Here is a 19,681-nt window from a genome sequence, read left to right as displayed (position 1 = left end):
AGATGCTGAGGCGATTTCCCACAAGCAAGAGAACACGCCATGCACAGTTACCTGGAAGACCGTCTGCAGATCACCGACCTGATCACCGGCTGGATCCACCGCGACCTCGGCCAATGGGAGCGCCTGGCCGGGCTGTTCCACCCGGACGGGGTGATCGAGGTCACCTGGTTCGAAGGCCCCTTCTCCGACTTCATCGAAGGCTCGCGGCGCATGGGCGCCTCCGACCTGCGCACCAAGCACCTGATCGGCACCCCGGTGGTGGAGATGAACGGCGAGCGCGCCATCGTCGAGACCAACGCGGTGATAGTCGCCGAGAACGTGCGCCTGGGCCTGGGCTGCAGCGTGCACAACCGCTTCTACGACCTGGCGGAAAAACGCGATGGCCAGTGGAAGCTGCTCAAGCGCCAGAGCATCTACGACATGGGCGGCTTCAGCTTCCCGCGCGGGCCGGTGGCGGTCGAGGCGCAGGTGCTGGAGCGCTATCCGCGCGAGTATGCGCCCCTGGCCTACCTGCTGGAGAAAAGCGGCTTCCCGCTGGGCCGGACCTTCGCCACCCGCGGCAGCGAGCTGGAACGCTCCATGCGGCAGGCGGCCCAGGCCTGGCTCGCCGCCTAGCCTTCGCCCGGCGCCAAAGGATCGGAAAACCACAACAACAAGAAGAGGAGCGAAAAACCATGTGCAAGCAGGACTATGTCTTCCGCGGGCTGGGCGTCACGCTGTCCGGCCGCGGGCGGATACCGGAGGCCGAAAGCCCGGACCGGCATCCGCTGATCATCGCCATCCACGGCGGCACTTATTCCTCCCGCTACTTCGACGTGGCGGGCTATTCGCTGCTGGACCGGGCGCAGGCGCAACAGCTGCCGATCTTCGCCATCGACCGCCCGGGCTACGGCCTGAGCGCGGACTACGCCGCCAACGCGCCCAGCATCATGGACAACTCGGAGATTCTCGACTCGGCCATCCATGGCCTGTGGCACAGCTATTCGCACAAGGCCTGCGGCATCGTCCTGGTCGGCCACTCGATCGGCGGGGCCATCACCATCGCCATCGCCGCGCGCCAGCCGTCCTGGCCGCTGCTGGGCATCGCCATCTCCGGCGTCGGGCTCGACCCGGTGCCGGCCTCCAAGGACAAGTGGAACCAGGTGCCCGCGGAACAGGCCCTGGTCAGCGTGCCGCCGGAGGCGATGGACGGGTTCTTCTTCGGCCCGCCGGGCACCTACGAGCAAGGCGTCATGCCGCAGGCCAGCTACGGGGCGAGCGCCCCTGCCCCGCGCAGCGAACTGATCGACATCGGCATGCACTGGCCGAAGCAGGTCGGCCGGCTGGCTGCGCAGGTCAAGGTGCCGGTGCACTACCGGCAGCCCGAGTTCGAACAGCTGTGGCCGGTCGACGAGGCGACCATCCAGCGTTTCGCCGATGCCTTCGTCAACTGCCCGGAGATGGATGCGGCGCTGTTCAGGGACGCCGGCCACTGCATCGATTTCCATCGCTCGGGCGAGGCCTTCCAGTTGCAGCAACTGGCGTTCGCCAGGCGCTGCGCCGCCCGCGCATAGGTCCCGGGCCGGCAGAAAAGCCCTGGCAGCGCGAGCTGCCAGGGCTTCTTTCATTGATCGTCAGAAGTACAGGAGCGCTTCCACCATCGCCGTCAACTGGTCGCGGTCCCGGCCGTTGCCGAACGGGCGATCGTGTTCGCGGGCATCGAACCAGTCATAGCGCAGCTCCGGGCGCAGCGAGAGGTTCTTGCTGACTTCGTAGCGGAAGCCGCTGGTGATGGCGTTGAAGTCCCCGCGGGCGGTGCTGGTGGGGAACAGCGTGAAGCCGTCCGGGTCGCTGAAATGCTCGCCGCGCACCGAGAACGACAGGTCGGGCCTGACCTGGTAGGTGACCACCGCGTTGACGCCCCACCAATGGGCGCCATCGAAGCCCGGCCCGGTGATGATGTCCACGGTCGATGGCTTGCCGTCGCCGTCCTGGCGGCCGTAGACCAGCTCCGCGCCCATCGACCAGCGCTCGTCGAAGCGGTGCCAGCCGTTCAGCGAATGCTGCTGCCGGAGCTGGCCGTCCGGGGAGATCAGCCGCGAGGTCGGCGCCTGGACGTCCTTGACGCTGTCGTTCTGCTGGTTGCCCAGCATGAACTCGTAGTCGACCCAGGTCTGCATGTCGGGCGTGCGCCAGCGCAGCGCACCGAACAGCGCCTTGTCGTCGTTGTTGTCGCGCAGGTTGCTCCAGCCCTGGGCCACGCCGAGTTCCACCCCCAGCAGCCCATGCGGGCTGTCGAGCAGGCGGGTGCCCAGCATCACGCCGCTGACCGTCACCAGGTTGCTGACGAAGGCGTAGGTCCGGCTGGCGAAGGGGTTGCGGGCCAGGCGGATGTTCGGCGGAATCTCGTAGCCGAAGGCCGGGCCGAAGATGCCCGCCATGACGGTGAAGCCCTGCCCATAGGGCAGGTAGGCGGTAGCGGCCAGGTTGGGCATGGAGACGAAGTTCTGCCTGTCGCGCCGGGCCTTCTCGGTGTCGTCGTCGCCGGGCGAATTGACGTCCCAGTGCATGTCCCAGCCGAAGGCCCGGGAGAACTGGGCGTTGCGCCCGTACAGGGCTTCGAAGGTGAAACCGAAATCCGCCTGCTCGGGAGCCGGGCCCGGCAGCGGGGTGATGCGCGGGATGAAGTTGGCCTTCAGCGGCTTGTCGACGAACAGGTGCAGGCTGCCCAGCTCGAAGCCTTCGTCGGAAAAACCGGTGATGGGGAGGTTGCTGAGGCCGTCGCGGCGCTCGTCGTGGGTGGAGCGGTTGTTGCGGGAGTAGCCGATGTCGAGCAGGAAGGAGGTGGTGATGCCGTAGTCGCGTTGCAGGCCGTCGCCGAACAGGCTGCGGAACAGCGTGCCTTCGGCGGGCTCGCCGGCCGGCTCGGCGTGGCAATCGATTATCGCGAAGGCGGCCAGCACCGCACCCAGCGCTTTCACCCGGATGTTGTTCATGGAAGTGGACTCTTGTTGTTGTTCTGTCAGTGGGGTGGGTTCCGGCGTCCCTGCCGGCGCGGGCCGTCGCCGGCCCGCGAACTTGCATCGGTCTCCGTCAGAGGTTGGTGGCCTGGAAGGCGCACTGGCGCCAGCCGTCCTCCCCGCGCAGCCACACCTGGGTGGCGTAGGCCTTCATCAGCCGCTCCTCGCCGCTCTCGCGCAGGACGATGGCCTGCTCCAGGCGGCCGCTGGCGATGGCGGTGTCGCCGAACACGCGCACGCGCATGTCGCTGCGCTCGACGCTGAGGAAGTCGATGTGCCTGGCGACCATTTCCAGGTACTGCTCCTTGTCGTCCACCTTGCCGGTGGCGTGGACGTGCACCAGGGCGTCGTCCATCAGCGCCGCCAGGGTTTGCAGGTCGCGCTGCACCAGGGCGCGGCAGCGCTCGCTTTCTAGACGCAGGATTTCCTGCTGGATGGCTTCAGCGTGCATGGCCGCCTCCTGCCGCGCGCTCGGCGCGGACGATGTTCTCGATGGCGCCCAGGCCGTCGATCTCCACCCGTACCCGGTCGCCCTCGCGCAGCCAGCGCGGCGGCTTGAAGCCCACGCCGACGCCGCCGGGGGTGCCGCTGAAGATCACGTCGCCCGGCTCCAGGGTCATCACCTTGGACAGGTGCTCCACCTGCTGGTAGCAGTCGAAGATCAGCTCGCGGGTGTTGGAGTCCTGGCGCTTCTCGTCGTTGACGAAGCAGCGGATGCCCAGTTCGTGCGGGTTGCCCAGCTCGTCCGGGGTGACCAGCCAGGGGCCGAAGGGCGCGTGGCCGTCGAACGACTTGCCGAGCACGAACTGCGAGGTGCGCAGTTGCCAGTCGCGCACGCTGACGTCGTTGCCCACGCAGTAGCCGAAGATCGCTTCGCGCGCCTGCTCGCGGCTGACGTGGCGGCAGCGCTTGCCGATCACGAAGACCATCTCGGCCTCGTAGTCCAGCTGCTCCGACACCCGCGGCAGGTCGATGGGCGCGTAGGGGCCGTTGGCCGCGGTGTTCATCATGGCGAACCACAGCTGGTCGGCCGGCGTGGCCATGCCCGACTCGGCGACGTGGTCGGCGTAGTTCAGGCCGATGCCGAGGATCTTGCCCGGGCGCGGCACCGGGGCCAGGAGAGTCACCTCATCGAGGGCGAAGTCCGCCTTCTGCAGCTGCGCCAGGCGCTGCAGCGGCTCCTGCCAGAGCTGCCATTCGCCGATCAGCCCGGCCATGTCGCGCGGCGCGGCGGACAGGTGGTCGGCGACGCGGATGATGCCCTCGCCGCTGACGATGCCGACGCCCACCAGGCCGCCGGGGGTCTTGAAGGTGCAGAGTTTCATGGTCGTTTCCTTATCCCAGTACGGTGCGGGTGCCGGTGGCGGCGGTGCCCAGTTGGCAGAGCTCGGCGTCGCTGGCGCCGCTGCGCCACAGCTCGACCATGGCGTCCGGGTCGAACTCCAGGCCGATGGGGTCGTTGGCGAAGGTTTCGCTGTGGAAGAAGGCCGCGGCGTCGGCGGCCTCGACGAAGTTGTCCACCTGCAGCTCGATGTCGTTGCCTTCCGGGTCGCGGAAGTACAGCGAGGTGGTCGGCCCGTGGTTGATGCACCAGTAGGGGCGGATGCCCTCTTCCTTCAGGCGCAGGTAGGTGTTGAGCAGGTCGGCGATGCTGGCGTAGCTGTAGGCGATGTGGTGCACGCCGGTGACCTCGTCGGACTTCGGCGGCAGGTGCGGCATGTTGAAGAAGGCCAGGCGGTGGTGCTCGTCGTCGTAGGTGATGAAGGTGAGGATGTCGTCCTCGAACACCAGTTCGGCCTGGAACAGCTTGCGGTACCAGTCGACCATGGCCTTGCGGTCGGCGCAGCGGAACACCAGGTGGGCCATTTTCATCGGCACGATGCGTTCGGCGGGCGTGGCTTGGGAAGCAGTCATCTCGGTTCTCCTTGTTGTCGTACTCAGACCAGCACCCGGCGGAAGTCGCCGAGCAGGGTCGCCAGGTAGGCGAGGAAGCGCCCGGCCTCGGCGCCGTCCACCGCGCGGTGGTCCCAGGACAGCGACAGCGGCAGTTGCAGGCGCGGTTCGAAGGCGCTGCCGTTCCAGCGCGGTTGCAGCTCGGCGCGGCCGACGCCGAGGATCGCCACTTCCGGCGCGTTGATGATCGGGGTGAAGTGGCCGCCGCCGATGCCGCCCAGGGACGAGATGGAGAAACAGCCGCCCTGCATCTGCGCCGGGCTCAGCTTGCCGGCGCGGGCCAGTTGCGAGAGCTCGGCCATTTCCTGTGCCAGCGCGGCGACGCCCTTGCGCTCGGCATCGCGGATCACCGGCACCACCAGGCCGTTGGGGGTGTCGGCGGCGAAGCCGATGTGGAAGTAGTGCTTCTGCACCACTTCGTCGCCCTCCAGGCTCACGTTGAACTGCGGGAAGCGTTGCAGCGCCGCCACGCAGGCCTTGATCAGGAAGGCCAGCAGGGTGACCTTGGCCTGCCCTTCGCGCGCCTCGCCGTTGAGCTGCACGCGCAGCGCTTCCAGCTCGGTGACGTCGGCCTGGCTGTGGTTGGTGACGTGGGGGATGCTCACCCAGTTGCGGTGCAGGTTGGCCGCCGAGATGCGCTTGATGCGCGACAGCGTGCGACGCTCGACGTGGCCGAACTGGGCGAAGTCCACCTGCGGCCAGGGCAGCAGGTCGAGCCCGCCGCCGAGTTTGGCGGCGGCCATCGGTTGCTCGCGCTGGGCCTTGACGAAGGCCAGCACGTCCTCGCGCAGCACCCGGCCGTTGGGGCCGCTGGCCGGCACCTGGTCGAGGTCCACCGCCAGTTCGCGGGCCAGCTTGCGCACCGCCGGGCCGGCCAGGGCCAGTTGCGGTTTGCGGACTTCTTCAACGGCGGGCGCCGGCGCAGCTTGCACGCCGGGCGCGGGAGCGGCGGCCACCGGTTCGGCTTTCGCCACGACGGGCGCGGCCTCGGGAATCGCAGGCGCAGCTTCGGCGACCACAGGCGCGGCGGCGCCCTCCCCGGCCGGCTCGATATGGGCGATCACGCTGCCCCGGGAGACCTTGTCGCCCGGCTTGATCAGCACTTCGCGAATGGTGCAGGACAGGGTGCTGGGCACGTCCATCACCGCCTTGTCGGATTCGAGCACGATCAGCGGCTGTTCCACGGCGACCACGTCGCCGGCCTTGATCAGCACCTCGACCACCGGCAGGTCCTTGAAGTCACCGATATCGGGAACCATCAGTTGTTGCATGGCGTTCACTCCTCAACGGTTCCAGGGGGCGCCGGCGGCGCCGTCGATGGCGTAGCGCGCGCGGGCCTGGGCATGCTTGTCGCGGTCGATGCCGGCCAGCGCCGCCAGGGCAATGTGCTGGCGGTCCAGCTCGAAGAAGCGGCGCAGCGCCGGGCGGGTGTCGCTGCGGCCGAAGCCGTCGGTGCCCAGGGCGGTGTACGGCGCCCGCAGGTAGGGCGCGATCAGTTGCGCGTAGCCGCGCACGTAGTCGCTGGCGGCCACCACCGGCACTGCGCCGGGCAGGCAGGTTTGCAGGTGGCTGCGCGCTTCGGTCTGCTCGCCGAACAGTTGCTCGCGCTCGACCTCGCGGGCCTCGCGGGCCAGTTCGGAGAAGCTGGTGACGCTCCAGATCTCGCTGGCCACGCCCCACTCCTCGGCGAGCAGCTCGGCGGCGGCGATGACCTCGCGCAGGATGGCTCCGGAGCCGAGCAGGCGTACCGCAGGCGCGCCCTCCCCGCGGCTGCCGAACAGGCGCATGCCCTTGATCACGTCGGCGTGCTGCGCGGCGTCCAGCGGCGCCTGCACGTAGTTCTCGTTGGTCACCGTCAGGTAGTAGAACTCGTCGTGCTGCTCTTCGAGCATGCGCCGGCCGCCGTGGTCGATGATCACCGCCGCCTCGGCGGCGAAGGCCGGGTCGTAGGCGCGGCAGTTGGGCACGGTGGAGGCGATCAGCTGGCTGGTGCCGTCCTGGTGCTGCAGGCCCTCGCCGGCCAGGGTGGTGCGCCCGGCCGTGGCGCCGATCAGGAAGCCGCGGGCGCGCTGGTCGGCGGCGGCCCAGATGAGGTCGCCGATGCGCTGGAAGCCGAACATCGAGTAGTAGATGTAGAACGGCAGCATGGCCACGCCGTTGACGCTGTAGGAGGTGGCCGCCGCGACCCAGGAGGAGATCGCCCCGGCCTCGGTGATGCCTTCTTCCAGCAGCTGGCCGTCGCGCGCTTCCTTGTAGTAGAGCATCGCCCCGGCGTCTTCCGGCTCGTAGAGCTGGCCGGCCGGCGAGTAGATGCCGATCTGGCGGAACAGGTTGGCCATGCCGAAGGTGCGCGCCTCGTCGGCCACGATCGGCACGATGCGCGGGCCCAGTTGCTTGTCCTTGAGCAGGTTGGAGAACAGCCGCACCACCGCGGTGGTGGTCGAGCTTTCGCGCTCGTCCGGTTGCAGGGCGAACTGCGCGTAGCTCTCCAGCGCCGGCAGCGCCAGGGGTTCGGCCTGGCCGACGCGGCGCGGCAGGTAGCCGCCCAGGGCCTCGCGGCGCTCGCGCAGGTAGCGCAGCTCGGCGCTGTCCTCGGCCGGCTTGTAGAAGCGCATTTCTTCCAGGGCGGCGTCGTCCAGCGGCAGGGCGAAGCGGTCGCGGAAGGCCTTGAGCGCGTCGATGTCGAGTTTCTTCTGCTGGTGCGAGGTGTTGCGCGACTCGCCGGCCTGGCCCATGCCGAAGCCCTTCTTGGTCTTGGCCAGGATCACCGTCGGCCGGCCGTCGTGCGCCTTGGCGGCGGCGAAGGCGGCGTGCAGCTTGCGGAAGTCGTGGCCGCCGCGGCGCAGGCCGTCGATCTCCTCGGGGCTCATGTGCGAGACCAGCGCCTGCAGTTCCGGGTCGAGGTCGAAGAAGTGCGCGCGGTTGTAGTTGCCGTCGTTGGCACCGAGGGTCTGGTACTGGCCATCCACGGTGTGGGCGAAGCGGCGCAGCAGCACGTGGTTGCGGTCGCGGGCGAACAGCGCGTCCCAGTCCGAGCCCCAGATCACCTTGATCACGTTCCAGCCGGCGCCGCTGAACAGCGCTTCCAGTTCCTGGATGATCTGCCCGTTGCCGCGCACCGGGCCGTCCAGGCGCTGCAGGTTGCAGTTGATCACGAAGGTCAGGTTGTCGAGCTTCTCGCGGGCGGCCAGGGACAGCGCGGCGAGGGATTCCGGCTCGTCCATCTCGCCGTCGCCGAACACGCCCCAGACGTGGCGCTGGGCGGTGTCGGCGATGCCGCGGTGCTCCAGGTAGCGGAGGAAGCGCGCCTGGTAGATGGCGCTGATCGGGCCGATGCCCATGGAGCCGGTGGGGAACTGCCAGAAGTCCGGCATCAGCCAGGGGTGCGGGTAGGAACACAGGCCGCCGCCGTCCACTTCCTGGCGATAGCGCTGCAGCTGTTCCTCGCCCAGGCGCCCTTCGAGGAAGGCGCGGGCGTAGACGCCGGGCGCCGAGTGCGGCTGGAAGTACACCAGGTCGCCCTTGCCGGCGGCGCTGTCGGCGCGGAAGAAGTGGTTGAAGCCGACCTCGAAGATCTCCGCCGCCGAGGCGTAGCTGGCGATGTGGCCGCCCAGCTCGCCGTAGGCCTTGTTGGCCCGCGCCACCATGGCCAGGGCGTTCCAGCGGATGATCGAGGTGATGCGTTCCTCCATGGCCAGGTCGCCGGGGAAGGCCGGCTGCTGCTCCAGGGGGATGCTGTTCTGGTACAGCGAATAGGGGTGCGCCGAGGGGCGCACGCCCAGGTGGCTGGCATGCTCGGCCAAGCGCTGCAGGAGGAAGTCGACGCGCTCGCCGCCGGCGCTGCGCGCCACGGCCTCCAGGGCGTCGAGCCATTCGTGGGTTTCCTGGCGGTCGCTGTCCTGTTCGGCGCGCTCGCGGGGTGATTCGGTGATCCTGGCTGTCATGGTTCTTCGCTCGATCAGGGTTTCGCAGGCGCGAGCCGCCCCCGGGCGCCCCCTGCCGGGGGCGCCGTGGCGTTCGCGCGGTCAATCGTCGGTGCGCGGGCCTACCAGCCTTCGCGGCAACCGTTCCACTCGGCGCCCGGCGAGCGGGCGTGCATCTGGTGGTAGCGGCCGCTGTAGAACAGCAGCGGCTTGCGCTGCTCGCCGATGCGCAGGTGCTCCACCTCGCCGATGTACAGCTGGTGGTCGCCGGCCGGGTGCACGTCCACCGTGCGCGCCACCAGCTGCACCAGGCTGCCGTCCAGCAGCGGGGTGTCCTGGTGCTGGCAGAACGGCAGCTCCAGGCCCTCCTCCGGGCGCCCGCCGAAGTGCGCGCTCAGCGGGCGCTGGGTCTCGGCGAGGAAGTTCACGCCGTAGCGCACGCCCTCCTTCACCCACTGGTTGAAGCGCGAGGCGTTGCGCACCGAGACGAGGATCAGCGGCGGCTCCAGCGACACCGACATGAAGGCGTTGGCGGTCATGCCGGCCGGCTCGCCGTCGGCGAGGTAGGTGATCACGGTGACGCCGGTGGCGAACTGGCCCATCACCGTACGCAGGAGTTTGGGGTCCATGGGGTTGCCCTCCCGGTCAGATCAGCGGGGTGACGGTGTTTTCCAAGCCCAGCAGCGCCTTGCCGTACAGCTCCAGGCCGATGCTCGGCAGGGCCACGGCGTGCCGCGCAGCGGTGTTGGAGTCGCGCCACCAGCGCTGCATCGGGCTGCTCTCGGCGAAGCTGCCGGCGCCGTGGGCAGTGAGCAGGATGTTGATGGCGTCGGTGATGTGGCTGTTGACCAGGCCGACGTCGGCGCGGATGCGCGCGCGGGTGGTGGCGTCGAGCTTGCGGCCCTCGCGCGCGGCGGCGTCGATCTCGTCGACGGCGCGGAAGGCGCGCAGCTCGGCGCTGTCGATCTTCAGCGCGGCCTCGGCGACCTGGGCCTGGAACAGCACCGAGTCGGTCTGCTTCTCGAACGAGGTGTAGGCGATGGCGCGGCGCGGCGCGTTGTCGATCACGTACTTCAGCGCGGCGCGGCCCAGGCCCAGCTGCGGGCCGTTGAGGATCAGCGCGGCGAAGGGCACGAACAGCGGGCGGTAGCTGGCCTCGTCCTTGAATTCGGTGGGGTAGTCGCCCTCGATGGCCGCGCCCATGTTCAGCAGGCGGTGGTCGGGCACGAACACCTCCTCGGCGACGATGCAGTTGCTGCCCGAGGCGCGCATGCCGGTGGTGAACCAGGTGTCTTCGATGCAGAACTGTTCGCGCGGGATCAGCGCCAGGTACTGGGCCACCAGCGCGCCGTTGGCGTCGCGCTCCTCGGCGCCCACGGCGGCCCAGTCGGCGTGCAGGCTGCCGGAGGAGAAGTACCACTTGCCGGAGACGATCAGGCCACCCTCGACGCGGCGGGTGTTGGGCGAGGCATTGAATACGCCGGACACGCGGGCGTCGGGGTTGGCGCCGAACACTTCGTTCTGCGCGCGCTCGCTGAACAGGCTGGTGAACCAGGCGCAGACGTTGGTCAGCGCGGCCACCCAGGCAGTGCCGCCGCAGCCTTCGGCGAGCGCCGCGGACACTTCCAGGTGCGAGCGCAGGGTGCCTTCGTGGCCGCCGAAACGCTTGGGCACCATCAGCCGGAACAGCCCGGCGTCGCGCATGGCCTGGATGTTCTCCTCGGCGGCGCGGCGATTCCTCTCCGACTCCGCGGCGTTCTTGCGCAGCAGCGGCTGCAGCGCTTCGGCGCGCTTGACCAGCTCCTGCAGGGAGGGACGCTGCTCGGCCAGCGGCAGCACGCTTACGTCGGACACTTTCATCGCTTCTTTCATGGCTTCGACCTTGTATGTCACAATGACTAAAATGTCATTCATTTGTTCTGGGCGAACGAATCCCGCCGGCCGTGGCGCCAGGGCGCAGTGGACGGCAACGGATTCCTCGCGGGCAGGCGTCGGCGCTCAGGACCTTGGCGGCCCCGAAGGCATACGGTTACCCGGAGTGGCTAGGGATGCGGGAAATATCAGGCGCGCGGGCGCTTGCGGCGCGGCGGCGGAGGAAGCGGGCGGGACAGGCGGGGTGGCAAGGCGTTACGGATCATTTTTCGTCTCCTGTTGTTTTTATGACGAAAGCGCCAGAGCGACGAATACGTTATAGACTGAACATACTTGTCATTCCGACATTGGTCAGCAATGTAGGACAGACGCCCCGCTCGTACAAGGGGTGCGATCAAATAAATTTATTCGCCCGACTATCGGCATAGTTTTTAACAATGACATTTTGTCACTCCCGGAGATGAAGTCCGTGTCCGACGACCAACAGCCCTCCCCCCGCGGACGGGCCAACCCCGACCACCGCCCGAAGATGGCGGAGAAGAAACGCCTGCTGATGCGCACGCGCCTGCTCGACGCGGCGATGCGAGTATTCGCCGAGCCCGGCTCGGCCACGCCGGTGATCGACGACGTGATCCGCGAGGCCAAGGTCTCGCGCGGCACTTTCTACCGCTACTTCGACTCCCTGGACCAGGTGCTGGTCGCCCTCGGCCAGGACCTGAGCAACCAGATGACCACCGACATCCTGCCGCTCTACGACATCCTCCAGGAGCCGTGGAAGCGCATCTCGGTGGGTTTCCGGGTGTTCCTGGTGCGCGCCCTGCTGGACCGCAAGTGGGCCGGCTTCGTCACCCGCGTCGACGTCTGGCCGCACCACGCGCTGGTGGCCGAGTACATGGGCCGCGACCTGGAGGGCGGGCGCGCCGCCGGCGAACTGCACTTCGAGCGCCTCGACGCCGCCACCGACTTCCTCATGGGCGCCTCGGCCCTGTGCATCCAGACCATCCTGCAGGGGGTGGAGAAGGTCAACGAGTACGTCGACGCCTGCGTGCACATGGCCATGGCCAGCCTCGGCTACGACGCGGCCACCTGCCGGCGCGGCGTGGACTTCTCGCTGACCTACCTGCAAGACTGGGGCTCCGGCGCGCTGGACCTGCCGCGCCCGGTGTGGTCGCTGAACCTCAACTCGCGCGAGGGCCGCGAGTTCCTCGCCTATCGTCGCAACGGGGCCTGAGCCTCACCGCCGCACCCGGCCAGGCGCGGCCGCGGGCGGGCCCAGTAGCGCGGGTCGTCGAGCACCGCCAGGTCGCTGGCGAAGGCCTGTGGCAGTTGCGCCTTGAGGAACTCGACCCAGGTGCGGATCTTGGCGTCGAGGAAGCGCCGCGAGGAATACAGGGCGAAGACGTCGCGGCCGTGCAGGCGCAGCTGTGGCAGGACCCGCAGCAGCCGCCCTTCGCGCAACGCGCGGGCGGCGACGAAGCCCGGCAGCAGGCACACGCCCATGCCGGAGGCGGCGGCCAGGCAGGCCGCCTCGGGGAGGTTGACGCGCAGCACGTCCTCGAAGGCGAAAGGCGCCTCCTCGGCCTGCTCGCTGAAGTACCAGCCATCGGGAAACAGCGGGTCGGCCAGCATCAGGCAGCGGTGTTCGCGCAGGTCTTCCGGGCTCCTCGGCACCCCGTGGCGGTGCAGGTACCCGGGCGCGGCGCAGAGCACGCTGAACACCCGCCCCAGGCGCTGAGCGACGAAGGCCGAGTCGGGCAGCCCGCGGGACAGGGTGACCAGCACGTCCAGGCCCTCCTCCAGCAGCGCCGGGGTGTCCTGGGTCAGCGACAGGTCGATGGACACCTCCGGGTAGCGCTCGCGATACGCGGCGATCAGCGGTGTCAGGTGCTCCAGGCCGAACTCGGTCACCGCGTGCAGGCGCAGCCGCCCGCTGGCCCGCGACAGCGAGCCGGCGGCCTCGGCGGCGGCGTCGTCGATCTCGCCGAGGATGCCCTTGCAGCGCTTGAAGTAGCGCCGGCCGGCCTCGGTCACCGCCACGCTGCGGGTGGTGCGTTGCAGCAGGCGCGCGCGCAGCTGCTCCTCCAGGCCTGCGATCAGCCGCGAGACCTTCGACGGCGACATGTCGAGGGCGCGGGCGGCCTGGCTGAAGCTGCCGCTCTCCACCACCCGCACGAAGGCCTGCATGCCTTGCAAGAGGTCCATGGCCCTACTCCCCGGCGGCGCGCGCCGCGGCCCTCATTTGTCGCCCCCGCCGAGGGCCTTGTACAGCGCCACCAGGTTCTGCTGGCGGGCCAGTTCGGTGGCCACCAGTTCCTGCTGCGCGGCGAACAGGCTGCGCTGCGCGTCCAGGGAGTTGAGGTAGGTGTCCACGCCCTGCTCGTAGCGGGCCCGGGCCAGGTCGTAGGAGTGGGCGTTGGCCTTCACCAGCAGCGCCTGGGCGCGCACCTGCTCCTGCAGGGTGCCGCGCGCGGCCAGGCCGTCGGCCACCTCGCGGAAGGCCACCTGGATGGCCTTCTGGTAGTTGGCCACTTCGATGGAGGCCTGGACCTTGGCCACGTCGAGGTTGGCCCGGTTGCGGCCGCCGTCGAAGATCGGCAGGCTGATCGACGGCACGAAGCTCCAGGCGCCCTGCCCGCCGGCGAACAGCTGGCCCAGCTCGGCGCTGGCCGAACCGGCCGAGGCGGTCAGGCCGATGCGCGGGAAGAAGGCCGCGCGCGCCGCGCCTATGTTGGCGTTGGCGGCCTTGAGCGCGTGCTCGGCGGCGAGGATGTCCGGGCGCTGGGTCAGCACCTCCGAGGGCAGGCCCACCGGCAGCGCCTCGTCCAGCGCCAACGCCTGCGGCGCCGCCTGGCGCAGCCGCTGCGCATCCAGCGGCCTGCCCACCAGCAGCACCAGGGCGTTGCGGTCCTGCGCCACCAGGCGCCGGTACTGCGCCTGGCTGGCCTCGGCGGCCCGCACCGTGCTTTCCGCCTGGCTCAGGTCCAGCTCGGTGGCGACTTCCGCGGCGTAGCTGCTGCGGATGGTGGCGTAGCTCTGCCGCTGGCTTTCCAGGGTCTGCCGGGCGATGGCCAGGGACTGCAGGTCCGCCTGCAACTGGTAGTAGGCCGTGGCTACCTCGGCGACCAGGGCGATGCGCGCGCTGCGCTGCGCCTCCACCGTCTGCAGGTAGGTCTGCAGCGCCTGTTCGTTGAGGCTGCGTACCCGGCCGAAGAAGTCCAGTTCATAGGAGGCGATGCCCACCCCGGCGTCGTAGCGGTGGGTGGTCTCCGTGCGGCCGCTGCTGGACAGGTCCGCCGGGGTGCGCTGGCCGTTGCCGGAGGCGCTGGCGTCGATCGACGGCAACAGGTCGGCGCGGCTGATGCGGTACTGCGCCCGCGCCTTCTCGATGTTCAGCACGGCCACGCGCAGATCGCGGTTGTTCTCCAGGGCATCTGCGACCAGGGCCTTGAGCTGTTCGTCCTTGAAGAAGCCCTGCCAGGGCAGCAGCGCCGCGCCGGCCCGGGGCGCGGCCCAATCCTGCGCGACCGGGCTTTCCGGGCGCTGGTAGTCGGGGATCAGCGAGCAGCCGCCGAGCGCGCCCACCGCCAGGGCGACGCTGAGCATCGCCCGCCATTTCAGCTGATTCATGCGTGTTCTCCCTGCTGGGCGTCGAGTGGTTTCGCCTTGCGGCTGAACAGGCGGGTGATCAGCACGTAGAACATCGGCACGAAGAACACCGCCAGGAAGGTCGCAGTGAGCATGCCGCCGACCACCCCGGTGCCGATCGAGTGCTGGCTGCCGGAGCCCGGCCCGTGGGAGATGGCCAGCGGCAGCACACCGAGGACGAAGGCCAGCGAAGTCATGATGATCGGCCGCAGGCGCAGGCGCGCCGCCTCCGAAGCCGCCTTCAGCAGCGGCATGCCCTGCTCGTGCAGCGCCTTGGCGAACTCGACGATGAGGATGGCGTTCTTCGCCGACAGGCCCACGGTGGTCAGCAGGCCGACCTGGAAGAACACGTCGTTGGCCAGGCCGCGGCCGAGGGTGGCCAGCACCGCGCCGATGACGCCCAGCGGCACCACCATGATCACCGCCAGGGGCACCGTCCAGCTTTCGTAGAGGGCCGCCAGGCAGAGGAACACGATCAGCACCGAGATGGCGTACAGCGCCGGCGCCTGGGAGCCGGACAGGCGTTCCTCGTAGGAGATGCCGGTAAACTGCAGGCCGATGCCGTCGGGCAGTTGGGCGACGATGCGCGCCACCGCCTGCATGGCGTCGCCGGAACTGTAGCCGGGGGCCGGCTCGCCCTGGATTTCCACCGCCGGCACGCCGTTGTAGCGTTCCAGCTTGGGCGAGCCGTAGGTCCAGTAGCCGGAGGCGAAGGCGGAGAACTTGACCATCTCGCCGCGGGCGTTGCGCACGTACCACTTGGCGAAGTCCTCGGGCGAGATGCGCGAGTCGATGGCGCCCTGCACGTAGACCTTCTTCACCCGTCCGCGGTCGACGAAGTCGTTGACGTAGGCCGAGCCCCAGGCGGTGCTCATGGTGGCGTTGATGTCGCTGATACTGACCTGCAGCGCGCGGGCCTTTTCCTTGTCGATCACCACCTGGTACTGCGGCTCGTCGTTCATGCCGTTGGGCCGCACGTTCTTCAGCACCGGGTCGGCGGCGGCCAGTTCGAGGAACCTGTCGCGGGCCTGCATGAGCTTCTCGTGGCCCAGGCCGACGCGGTCCTGGAGGAACAGGTCGAAGCCGGTGGCGTTGCCCATCTCCAGGATCGCCGGCGGCACGATGGCGATGGCGGTGCCGTCCTTGATCTGCGCGATCCGCGCCTGCAGGCGCTGGGCCAGGGCGAAGATGCTGGTGTCGTCGCGGCCGCTACGCTCCTCCCACGGCTTCAGGCCGATGAAGAGCATCCCGGAGTTCTGCCCGCGACCGGCGAAGTTGAAGCCGCTCACCGTGTACGCGGAGTCGATCAGCCCGGCCTCGTCGTGCAGCAGGTAGTCGCGGATCTCGTCCAGCACCACCTGGGTACGGGCAGCGCTGGCGTTGCTCGGCATCTGCACCTGCACCACCATGTTGCCCTGGTCCTCGTCGGGCAGGAAGGCGCTGGGAATCTGCGGGAACAGCCACACCAGCGCGACCACGATCAGCCCATAGATGCCCAGGAACAGCCCCTTGCGCCGGGCGATGGCGTCCACGCCGGTCTTGTAGCGCTCGGCGCCGCGGTCGAAGCTGCGGTTGAACCAGCCGAAGAAGCCCTTCTTCTCGTGGTGGCCATGCACCGGTTTGAGCAGGGTGGCGCACAGCGCCGGGGTGAAGATCATCGCCACCAGCACCGACAGGGCCATGGCCGAGACGATGGTGACCGAGAACTGCCGGTAGATGATGCCGGTGGCGCCGCCGAAGAAGGCCATGGGCACGAACACCGCCGAAAGCACCATGGCGATGCCCACCAGGGCGCCCTGGATCTGTCCCATGGACTTGCGCGTGGCCTCCCGGGGCGAGAGCCCCTCCTCCACCATCACCCGCTCGACGTTTTCCACCACCACGATGGCGTCGTCCACCAGCAGGCCGATGGCCAGGACCATGCCGAACATGGTCAGGGTGTTGATGGTGAAGCCGCAGGCCGCCAGCACGCCGAAGGTCCCCAGCAGCACCACCGGCACCGCCAGGGTGGGGATCAGCGTGGCGCGCAGGTTCTGCATGAACAGGTACATCACCAGGAACACCAGGAGGATGCCTTCGAACAGCGTCTTGACCACCTCATGAATGGAGGCGCTGACCACGGGCGAGGTGTCGTATGGGTAGACCACCTTCAGGCCCTTGGGGAAATAGGGCTCCAGCTCGGCCACGGTCTCGTGCACGCGCTTGACGGTGTCCAGCAGGTTGGCCCCGGTGGCCAGGCGCAGGGCGATGGCCGCCGCCGGCTTGCCGTTGTAGGTGCCGGAGATGGAGAAGTTCTCCGAGCCCAGGCCGACCTCGGCCACGTCCTTCAGGCGCACCTGGGAGCCGTCCGGGTTGACCTTCAGGAGGATCTCGCGGAACTGCGCCGCGGTGGTCATCCGCGACATGCCCAGCACGGTGGCGTTCAGCTGCACGCCCTGGTGCGTCGGCAGGCCGCCGAGGGCGCCGGAGGATACCTGCACGTTCTCCGCGCGCACCGCGTCGATCACGTCCTGCGGCGTCAGCTGGTAGCTGAGCAGCTTCTGCGGGTCGACCCAGATGCGCATGGCGTACTGCGCGCCCAGCAGCAGGAAGTCGCCGACGCCCTTGGTGCGGGTGATCGGGTCCTTGAGGTTGGAGGCGATGTAGTTGCCGATGTCGAAGTCGTCCATGCTGCCGTCCTCGGAATACAGGCCGACGATGAGCATGAAGTTGATCTGGTACTTGGCCACCCGCAGCCCCTGCTTCTGCACCTCTTCGGGCAGCAGCGGGGTGGCCAGCTGCAGCTTGTTCTGCACCTGTACCTGGGCGATGTCCGGGTCGGTGCCCTGGTCGAAGGTAACGATGATGTTGGTGCTGCCGTCGGCGTTGCTCTCCGAGGAGATGTAGCGCAGCCCGTCGAGGTTGTTCAGCTGCTGCTCGATGGGTTGCACCACGGTGTCCTGCACCGTCTGCGCCGAGGCGCCGGGATAGGTGACGGTGGTGATGATCGCCGGCGCGGCGATGTTCGGGTACTGGTTGACCGGCAGCTTGAGGATGGAAAGCCCACCCGCCAGCATGATCACGATCGCGATCACCCAGGCGAAGATCGGCCGGTTGATGAAGAAGGATGCCATTGGGAATTACCGGAAGATTGCGGCTAGGCCGGGGCAGTTCTATTCGTGGGAACTGGCGAGGGTCTGCACGGGCGCGACGTTGTTCGCCGCCACCGGCTTGAGCACGGCGCCGGGACGCACGCGCTGCACGCCCTCGGTGACGACGCGCTCGCCGGCGGCCAGGCCCGACTCCACCAGCCACTGGTTGCCCAGGGTGCGCGACACCCGCACCTGGCGCAGCTCGGCCTTGTCGCCCTCGCCCACCACCCAGGCGGTGGCCTCGCCCTTGAGGTCGCGGCTGATGCCCTGCTGCGGCACCAGCAGCGCCTGGCGGCGCATGCCCTCGGCCAGGGAGCCGTGGACGAACATGCCCGGCAGCAGGAGGCCGTCCGGATTGGGGAACACCGCGCGCAGGGTCACCGCGCCGGTGCTCGGCTCCACCGTCACCTCGGAGAACTTCAGCACCCCGGGCAGCGGGTAGCGCGAGCCGTCCTCCAAGCTCAGGTGCACCTGCACCTGGCCCGGGCCGGCCATGCTCAGTTGTCCGGAATCCAGCTCGCGGCGCAGCCGCAGCATGTCGGTGGCGGCCTGGTTGACGTCGACGTAGATGGGGTCGAGCTGGTTGATCGAGGCCAGCTCCTGGGCCTGGCCGGCGTTCACCAGCGCGCCCTCGGTGACGTTGGAACGGCTGATGCGCCCGCCGATGGGCGCCAGCACGCGGGTGTACTCCAGGTTGATGCGGGCGGTCTTCAGCTCGGCCTCGGCCTGCTTCCAGGCCGCTTGCGCATCATCGAACTGCTGGCGGCTGATGGCGCGGGTCTCCAGCAGGCGCTGGTAGCGCTGCGCCAGGTTGCGCGCGCTGTCGCGGGTGGCCTGGGCCTTGTCCACCGCGGCCTGGTACAGCGCCGGGTCGATCTGGTAGAGCTGCTGGCCCTTCTTCACCACGCTGCCTTCGGCAAACAGGCGCTTCTGGATGATCCCGCTGACCTGCGGCCGCACTTCGGCCACGCGGTAGGGCGCGGTGCGCCCGGGCAGGTCGCCGCTGAGCAGGACGTCCTGCGCCTTGAGTTCGACCACGCCCACCTCGGGGGCCGCAGCCTCCACCTTCTGCTCGGTCTTTTCGCACGCCGCCAGCACCAGCGCCGTCGACAACAGGGCCCCGAGGCTCCGCAAAGCTCTGACTTTCATGGTTTCTCCTTGGACATGCCGCCAATGCCCGAATGGCCGCGCGGAGGACTTCCGCCAACGGCGGGGTCGGATCGGGCGAGGTGGCAGTGTACCACAATACGATTATCTGTATCGCAATATGGTACAACTGAATTCACAGCTCCTGCCGAGCGCGCGGCAAGGCTGTACACTCCGCCGGTCGCCACGGCGCATGCGGCGATGCAGAGCTTCGAGGAACGAGATGAGCGAAGAGAAAGACATGCCGGAAGAATCGCGCGGCGGCGGCATCCAGGTGATCGCCCGGGCCAGCGCCATCATGCGCGCGCTGGGCGCGCAGCCCCAGGGCCTGAGCCTGGCGGCCATCGCCCAGGCCGTCGGGCTGCCGCGTTCGACGGTGCAGCGCATCATCGGCGCGCTGGAGGCCGAGGCGCTGGTGGAGGCGATCCGCCCCGGCACGGGCTACCGCCTGGGCCCGGCGCTGGGGCAACTGATCCACCAGGCCCACAGCGACATCATCTCGGTGGCCCGGCACTCCCTGGAACGACTCTGCGACGCCCTGCAGGAAACCGTGGCGCTGTCCTGCATCCGCGCCCGCCAGACCCACGTGATCGACCGCGTGATCGCCGAGACCGAGTTGCGCGTGGTGATCCCCATGGGGCACTCGCTACCCATGCATGCCACGGCCGACGGCAAGGTGCTGCTGTCCACCCTGGACGACGACAGCATCGCCCAGTGGCTGGGCCCCTCCCCGGCCAGGCTGACCCCTCACACCCGCGACCTGCCGGCGCTGCTCGCGGAAATGCCGACCATCCGCCGCAGCGGCATGGCCCGGGACGTCGAGGAACACACACCGGGCATCAGCGCCCTCAGCATCCTGATCCCCACTTTCATGGGGCCGCACGCGGTGTCGGTGGTGGCGCCCAGTACGCGCTTCCAGGCTCGCGAGGCCTACTTCCGCGAAGCGCTGGAGGTGTGCAAGACGGAAATCAGCCGGCAGGCGGGGATGTAGCCGGAAGGAGCGACCGCCGCC

Annotated in this window: 16 protein-coding genes; 4 read left to right on the top strand and 12 right to left on the bottom strand. The window is 68.9% G+C overall.

What is annotated here, in order from left to right; genetic code table 11:
* The first annotated feature begins 39 nt into the window (after positions 1-39).
* A complete protein-coding gene (locus PM1_RS12040) occupies positions 40-615 on the top strand; it encodes a nuclear transport factor 2 family protein (RefSeq protein WP_009623091.1) in 576 nt (191 codons plus the stop codon).
* Positions 616-674: 59 nt separating this feature from the next.
* Positions 675-1,553 (top strand): alpha/beta hydrolase, encoded by an 879-nt coding sequence (locus PM1_RS12035; protein WP_009623093.1) that lies wholly within the window; start codon positions 675-677, stop codon positions 1,551-1,553.
* 60 nt (positions 1,554-1,613) lie between these two features.
* Here PM1_RS12035 and PM1_RS12030 read toward each other — a convergent pair whose 3' ends face one another.
* The 8 genes from PM1_RS12030 to PM1_RS11995 form a co-directional block, all read right to left on the bottom strand.
* Positions 1,614-2,975, bottom strand: a complete 1,362-nt coding sequence (locus tag PM1_RS12030) for an outer membrane beta-barrel protein (RefSeq protein WP_009623095.1) — start codon at positions 2,973-2,975, stop codon at positions 1,614-1,616.
* Positions 2,976-3,072: 97 nt separating this feature from the next.
* Positions 3,073-3,450 carry a nuclear transport factor 2 family protein gene (locus PM1_RS12025; protein ID WP_009623097.1) on the bottom strand — a complete coding sequence of 126 codons (378 nt, stop codon included), beginning with the start codon at positions 3,448-3,450 and terminating at the stop codon, positions 3,073-3,075.
* On the bottom strand, positions 3,440-4,324 hold the full coding sequence (locus PM1_RS12020) for a fumarylacetoacetate hydrolase family protein (RefSeq protein WP_009623102.1): 885 nt from the start codon (positions 4,322-4,324) through the stop codon (positions 3,440-3,442). The genes PM1_RS12025 and PM1_RS12020 overlap by 11 nt, the downstream gene beginning before the upstream one ends.
* A 10-nt stretch (positions 4,325-4,334) precedes the next feature.
* Complete coding sequence (locus PM1_RS12015) at positions 4,335-4,913, bottom strand: VOC family protein (RefSeq protein ID WP_009623105.1); 579 nt, start codon at positions 4,911-4,913, stop codon at positions 4,335-4,337.
* 23 nt (positions 4,914-4,936) lie between these two features.
* Positions 4,937-6,223, bottom strand: coding sequence for a 2-oxo acid dehydrogenase subunit E2 (locus PM1_RS12010; RefSeq protein ID WP_009623108.1), 1,287 nt, complete (start codon positions 6,221-6,223; stop codon positions 4,937-4,939).
* Positions 6,224-6,235: 12 nt separating this feature from the next.
* Positions 6,236-8,896 carry an alpha-ketoglutarate dehydrogenase gene (mdeB, locus tag PM1_RS12005; RefSeq protein WP_009623109.1) on the bottom strand — a complete coding sequence of 887 codons (2,661 nt, stop codon included), beginning with the start codon at positions 8,894-8,896 and terminating at the stop codon, positions 6,236-6,238.
* 101 nt (positions 8,897-8,997) lie between these two features.
* A complete protein-coding gene (locus PM1_RS12000) occupies positions 8,998-9,504 on the bottom strand; it encodes a flavin reductase family protein (protein WP_009623110.1) in 507 nt (168 codons plus the stop codon).
* Positions 9,505-9,520: 16 nt separating this feature from the next.
* Entirely contained in the window at positions 9,521-10,735 is a 1,215-nt protein-coding gene (locus PM1_RS11995) for an acyl-CoA dehydrogenase family protein (protein WP_051879091.1), read from the bottom strand.
* Between the two features lie 481 nt (positions 10,736-11,216).
* Between PM1_RS11995 and PM1_RS11990 the strand changes: the two genes are divergently transcribed.
* Positions 11,217-11,978 carry a TetR/AcrR family transcriptional regulator gene (locus tag PM1_RS11990; protein WP_009623114.1) on the top strand — a complete coding sequence of 254 codons (762 nt, stop codon included), beginning with the start codon at positions 11,217-11,219 and terminating at the stop codon, positions 11,976-11,978.
* Here PM1_RS11990 and PM1_RS11985 read toward each other — a convergent pair.
* Genes PM1_RS11985 through PM1_RS11970 form a run of 4 tightly spaced genes read right to left on the bottom strand, consistent with a single transcriptional unit; the run spans position 11,957 to position 18,672 of the window.
* Positions 11,957-12,949, bottom strand: coding sequence for a LysR family transcriptional regulator (locus PM1_RS11985; protein ID WP_009623115.1), 993 nt, complete (start codon positions 12,947-12,949; stop codon positions 11,957-11,959). The genes PM1_RS11990 and PM1_RS11985 overlap by 22 nt on opposite strands.
* A gap of 33 nt (positions 12,950-12,982) precedes the next feature.
* Entirely contained in the window at positions 12,983-14,374 is a 1,392-nt protein-coding gene (locus PM1_RS11980; protein WP_009623117.1) for an efflux transporter outer membrane subunit, read from the bottom strand.
* Positions 14,371-17,505 (bottom strand): efflux RND transporter permease subunit, encoded by a 3,135-nt coding sequence (locus PM1_RS11975; RefSeq protein WP_009623119.1) that lies wholly within the window; start codon positions 17,503-17,505, stop codon positions 14,371-14,373. Before PM1_RS11975 ends, PM1_RS11980 begins: the two co-directional genes overlap by 4 nt.
* A gap of 39 nt (positions 17,506-17,544) precedes the next feature.
* The gene (locus PM1_RS11970) at positions 17,545-18,672 is read right to left on the bottom strand and encodes an efflux RND transporter periplasmic adaptor subunit (RefSeq protein WP_009623120.1); all 1,128 of its coding nucleotides are present in this window, start codon (positions 18,670-18,672) and stop codon (positions 17,545-17,547) included.
* A 220-nt stretch (positions 18,673-18,892) separates the two neighbouring features.
* Between PM1_RS11970 and PM1_RS11965 the strand changes: the two genes are divergently transcribed.
* Positions 18,893-19,660, top strand: a complete 768-nt coding sequence (locus PM1_RS11965; protein ID WP_009623121.1) for an IclR family transcriptional regulator — start codon at positions 18,893-18,895, stop codon at positions 19,658-19,660.
* The last annotated feature ends 21 nt before the right edge of the window (positions 19,661-19,681 follow it).

Source organism: Pseudomonas sp. M1, assembly GCF_022760135.1.
GTDB classification, from domain to species: domain Bacteria; phylum Pseudomonadota; class Gammaproteobacteria; order Pseudomonadales; family Pseudomonadaceae; genus Pseudomonas; species Pseudomonas citronellolis.
Note: the sequence above shows the minus strand (reverse complement) of the source record. Positions and strands in the feature narration are given on the sequence as shown.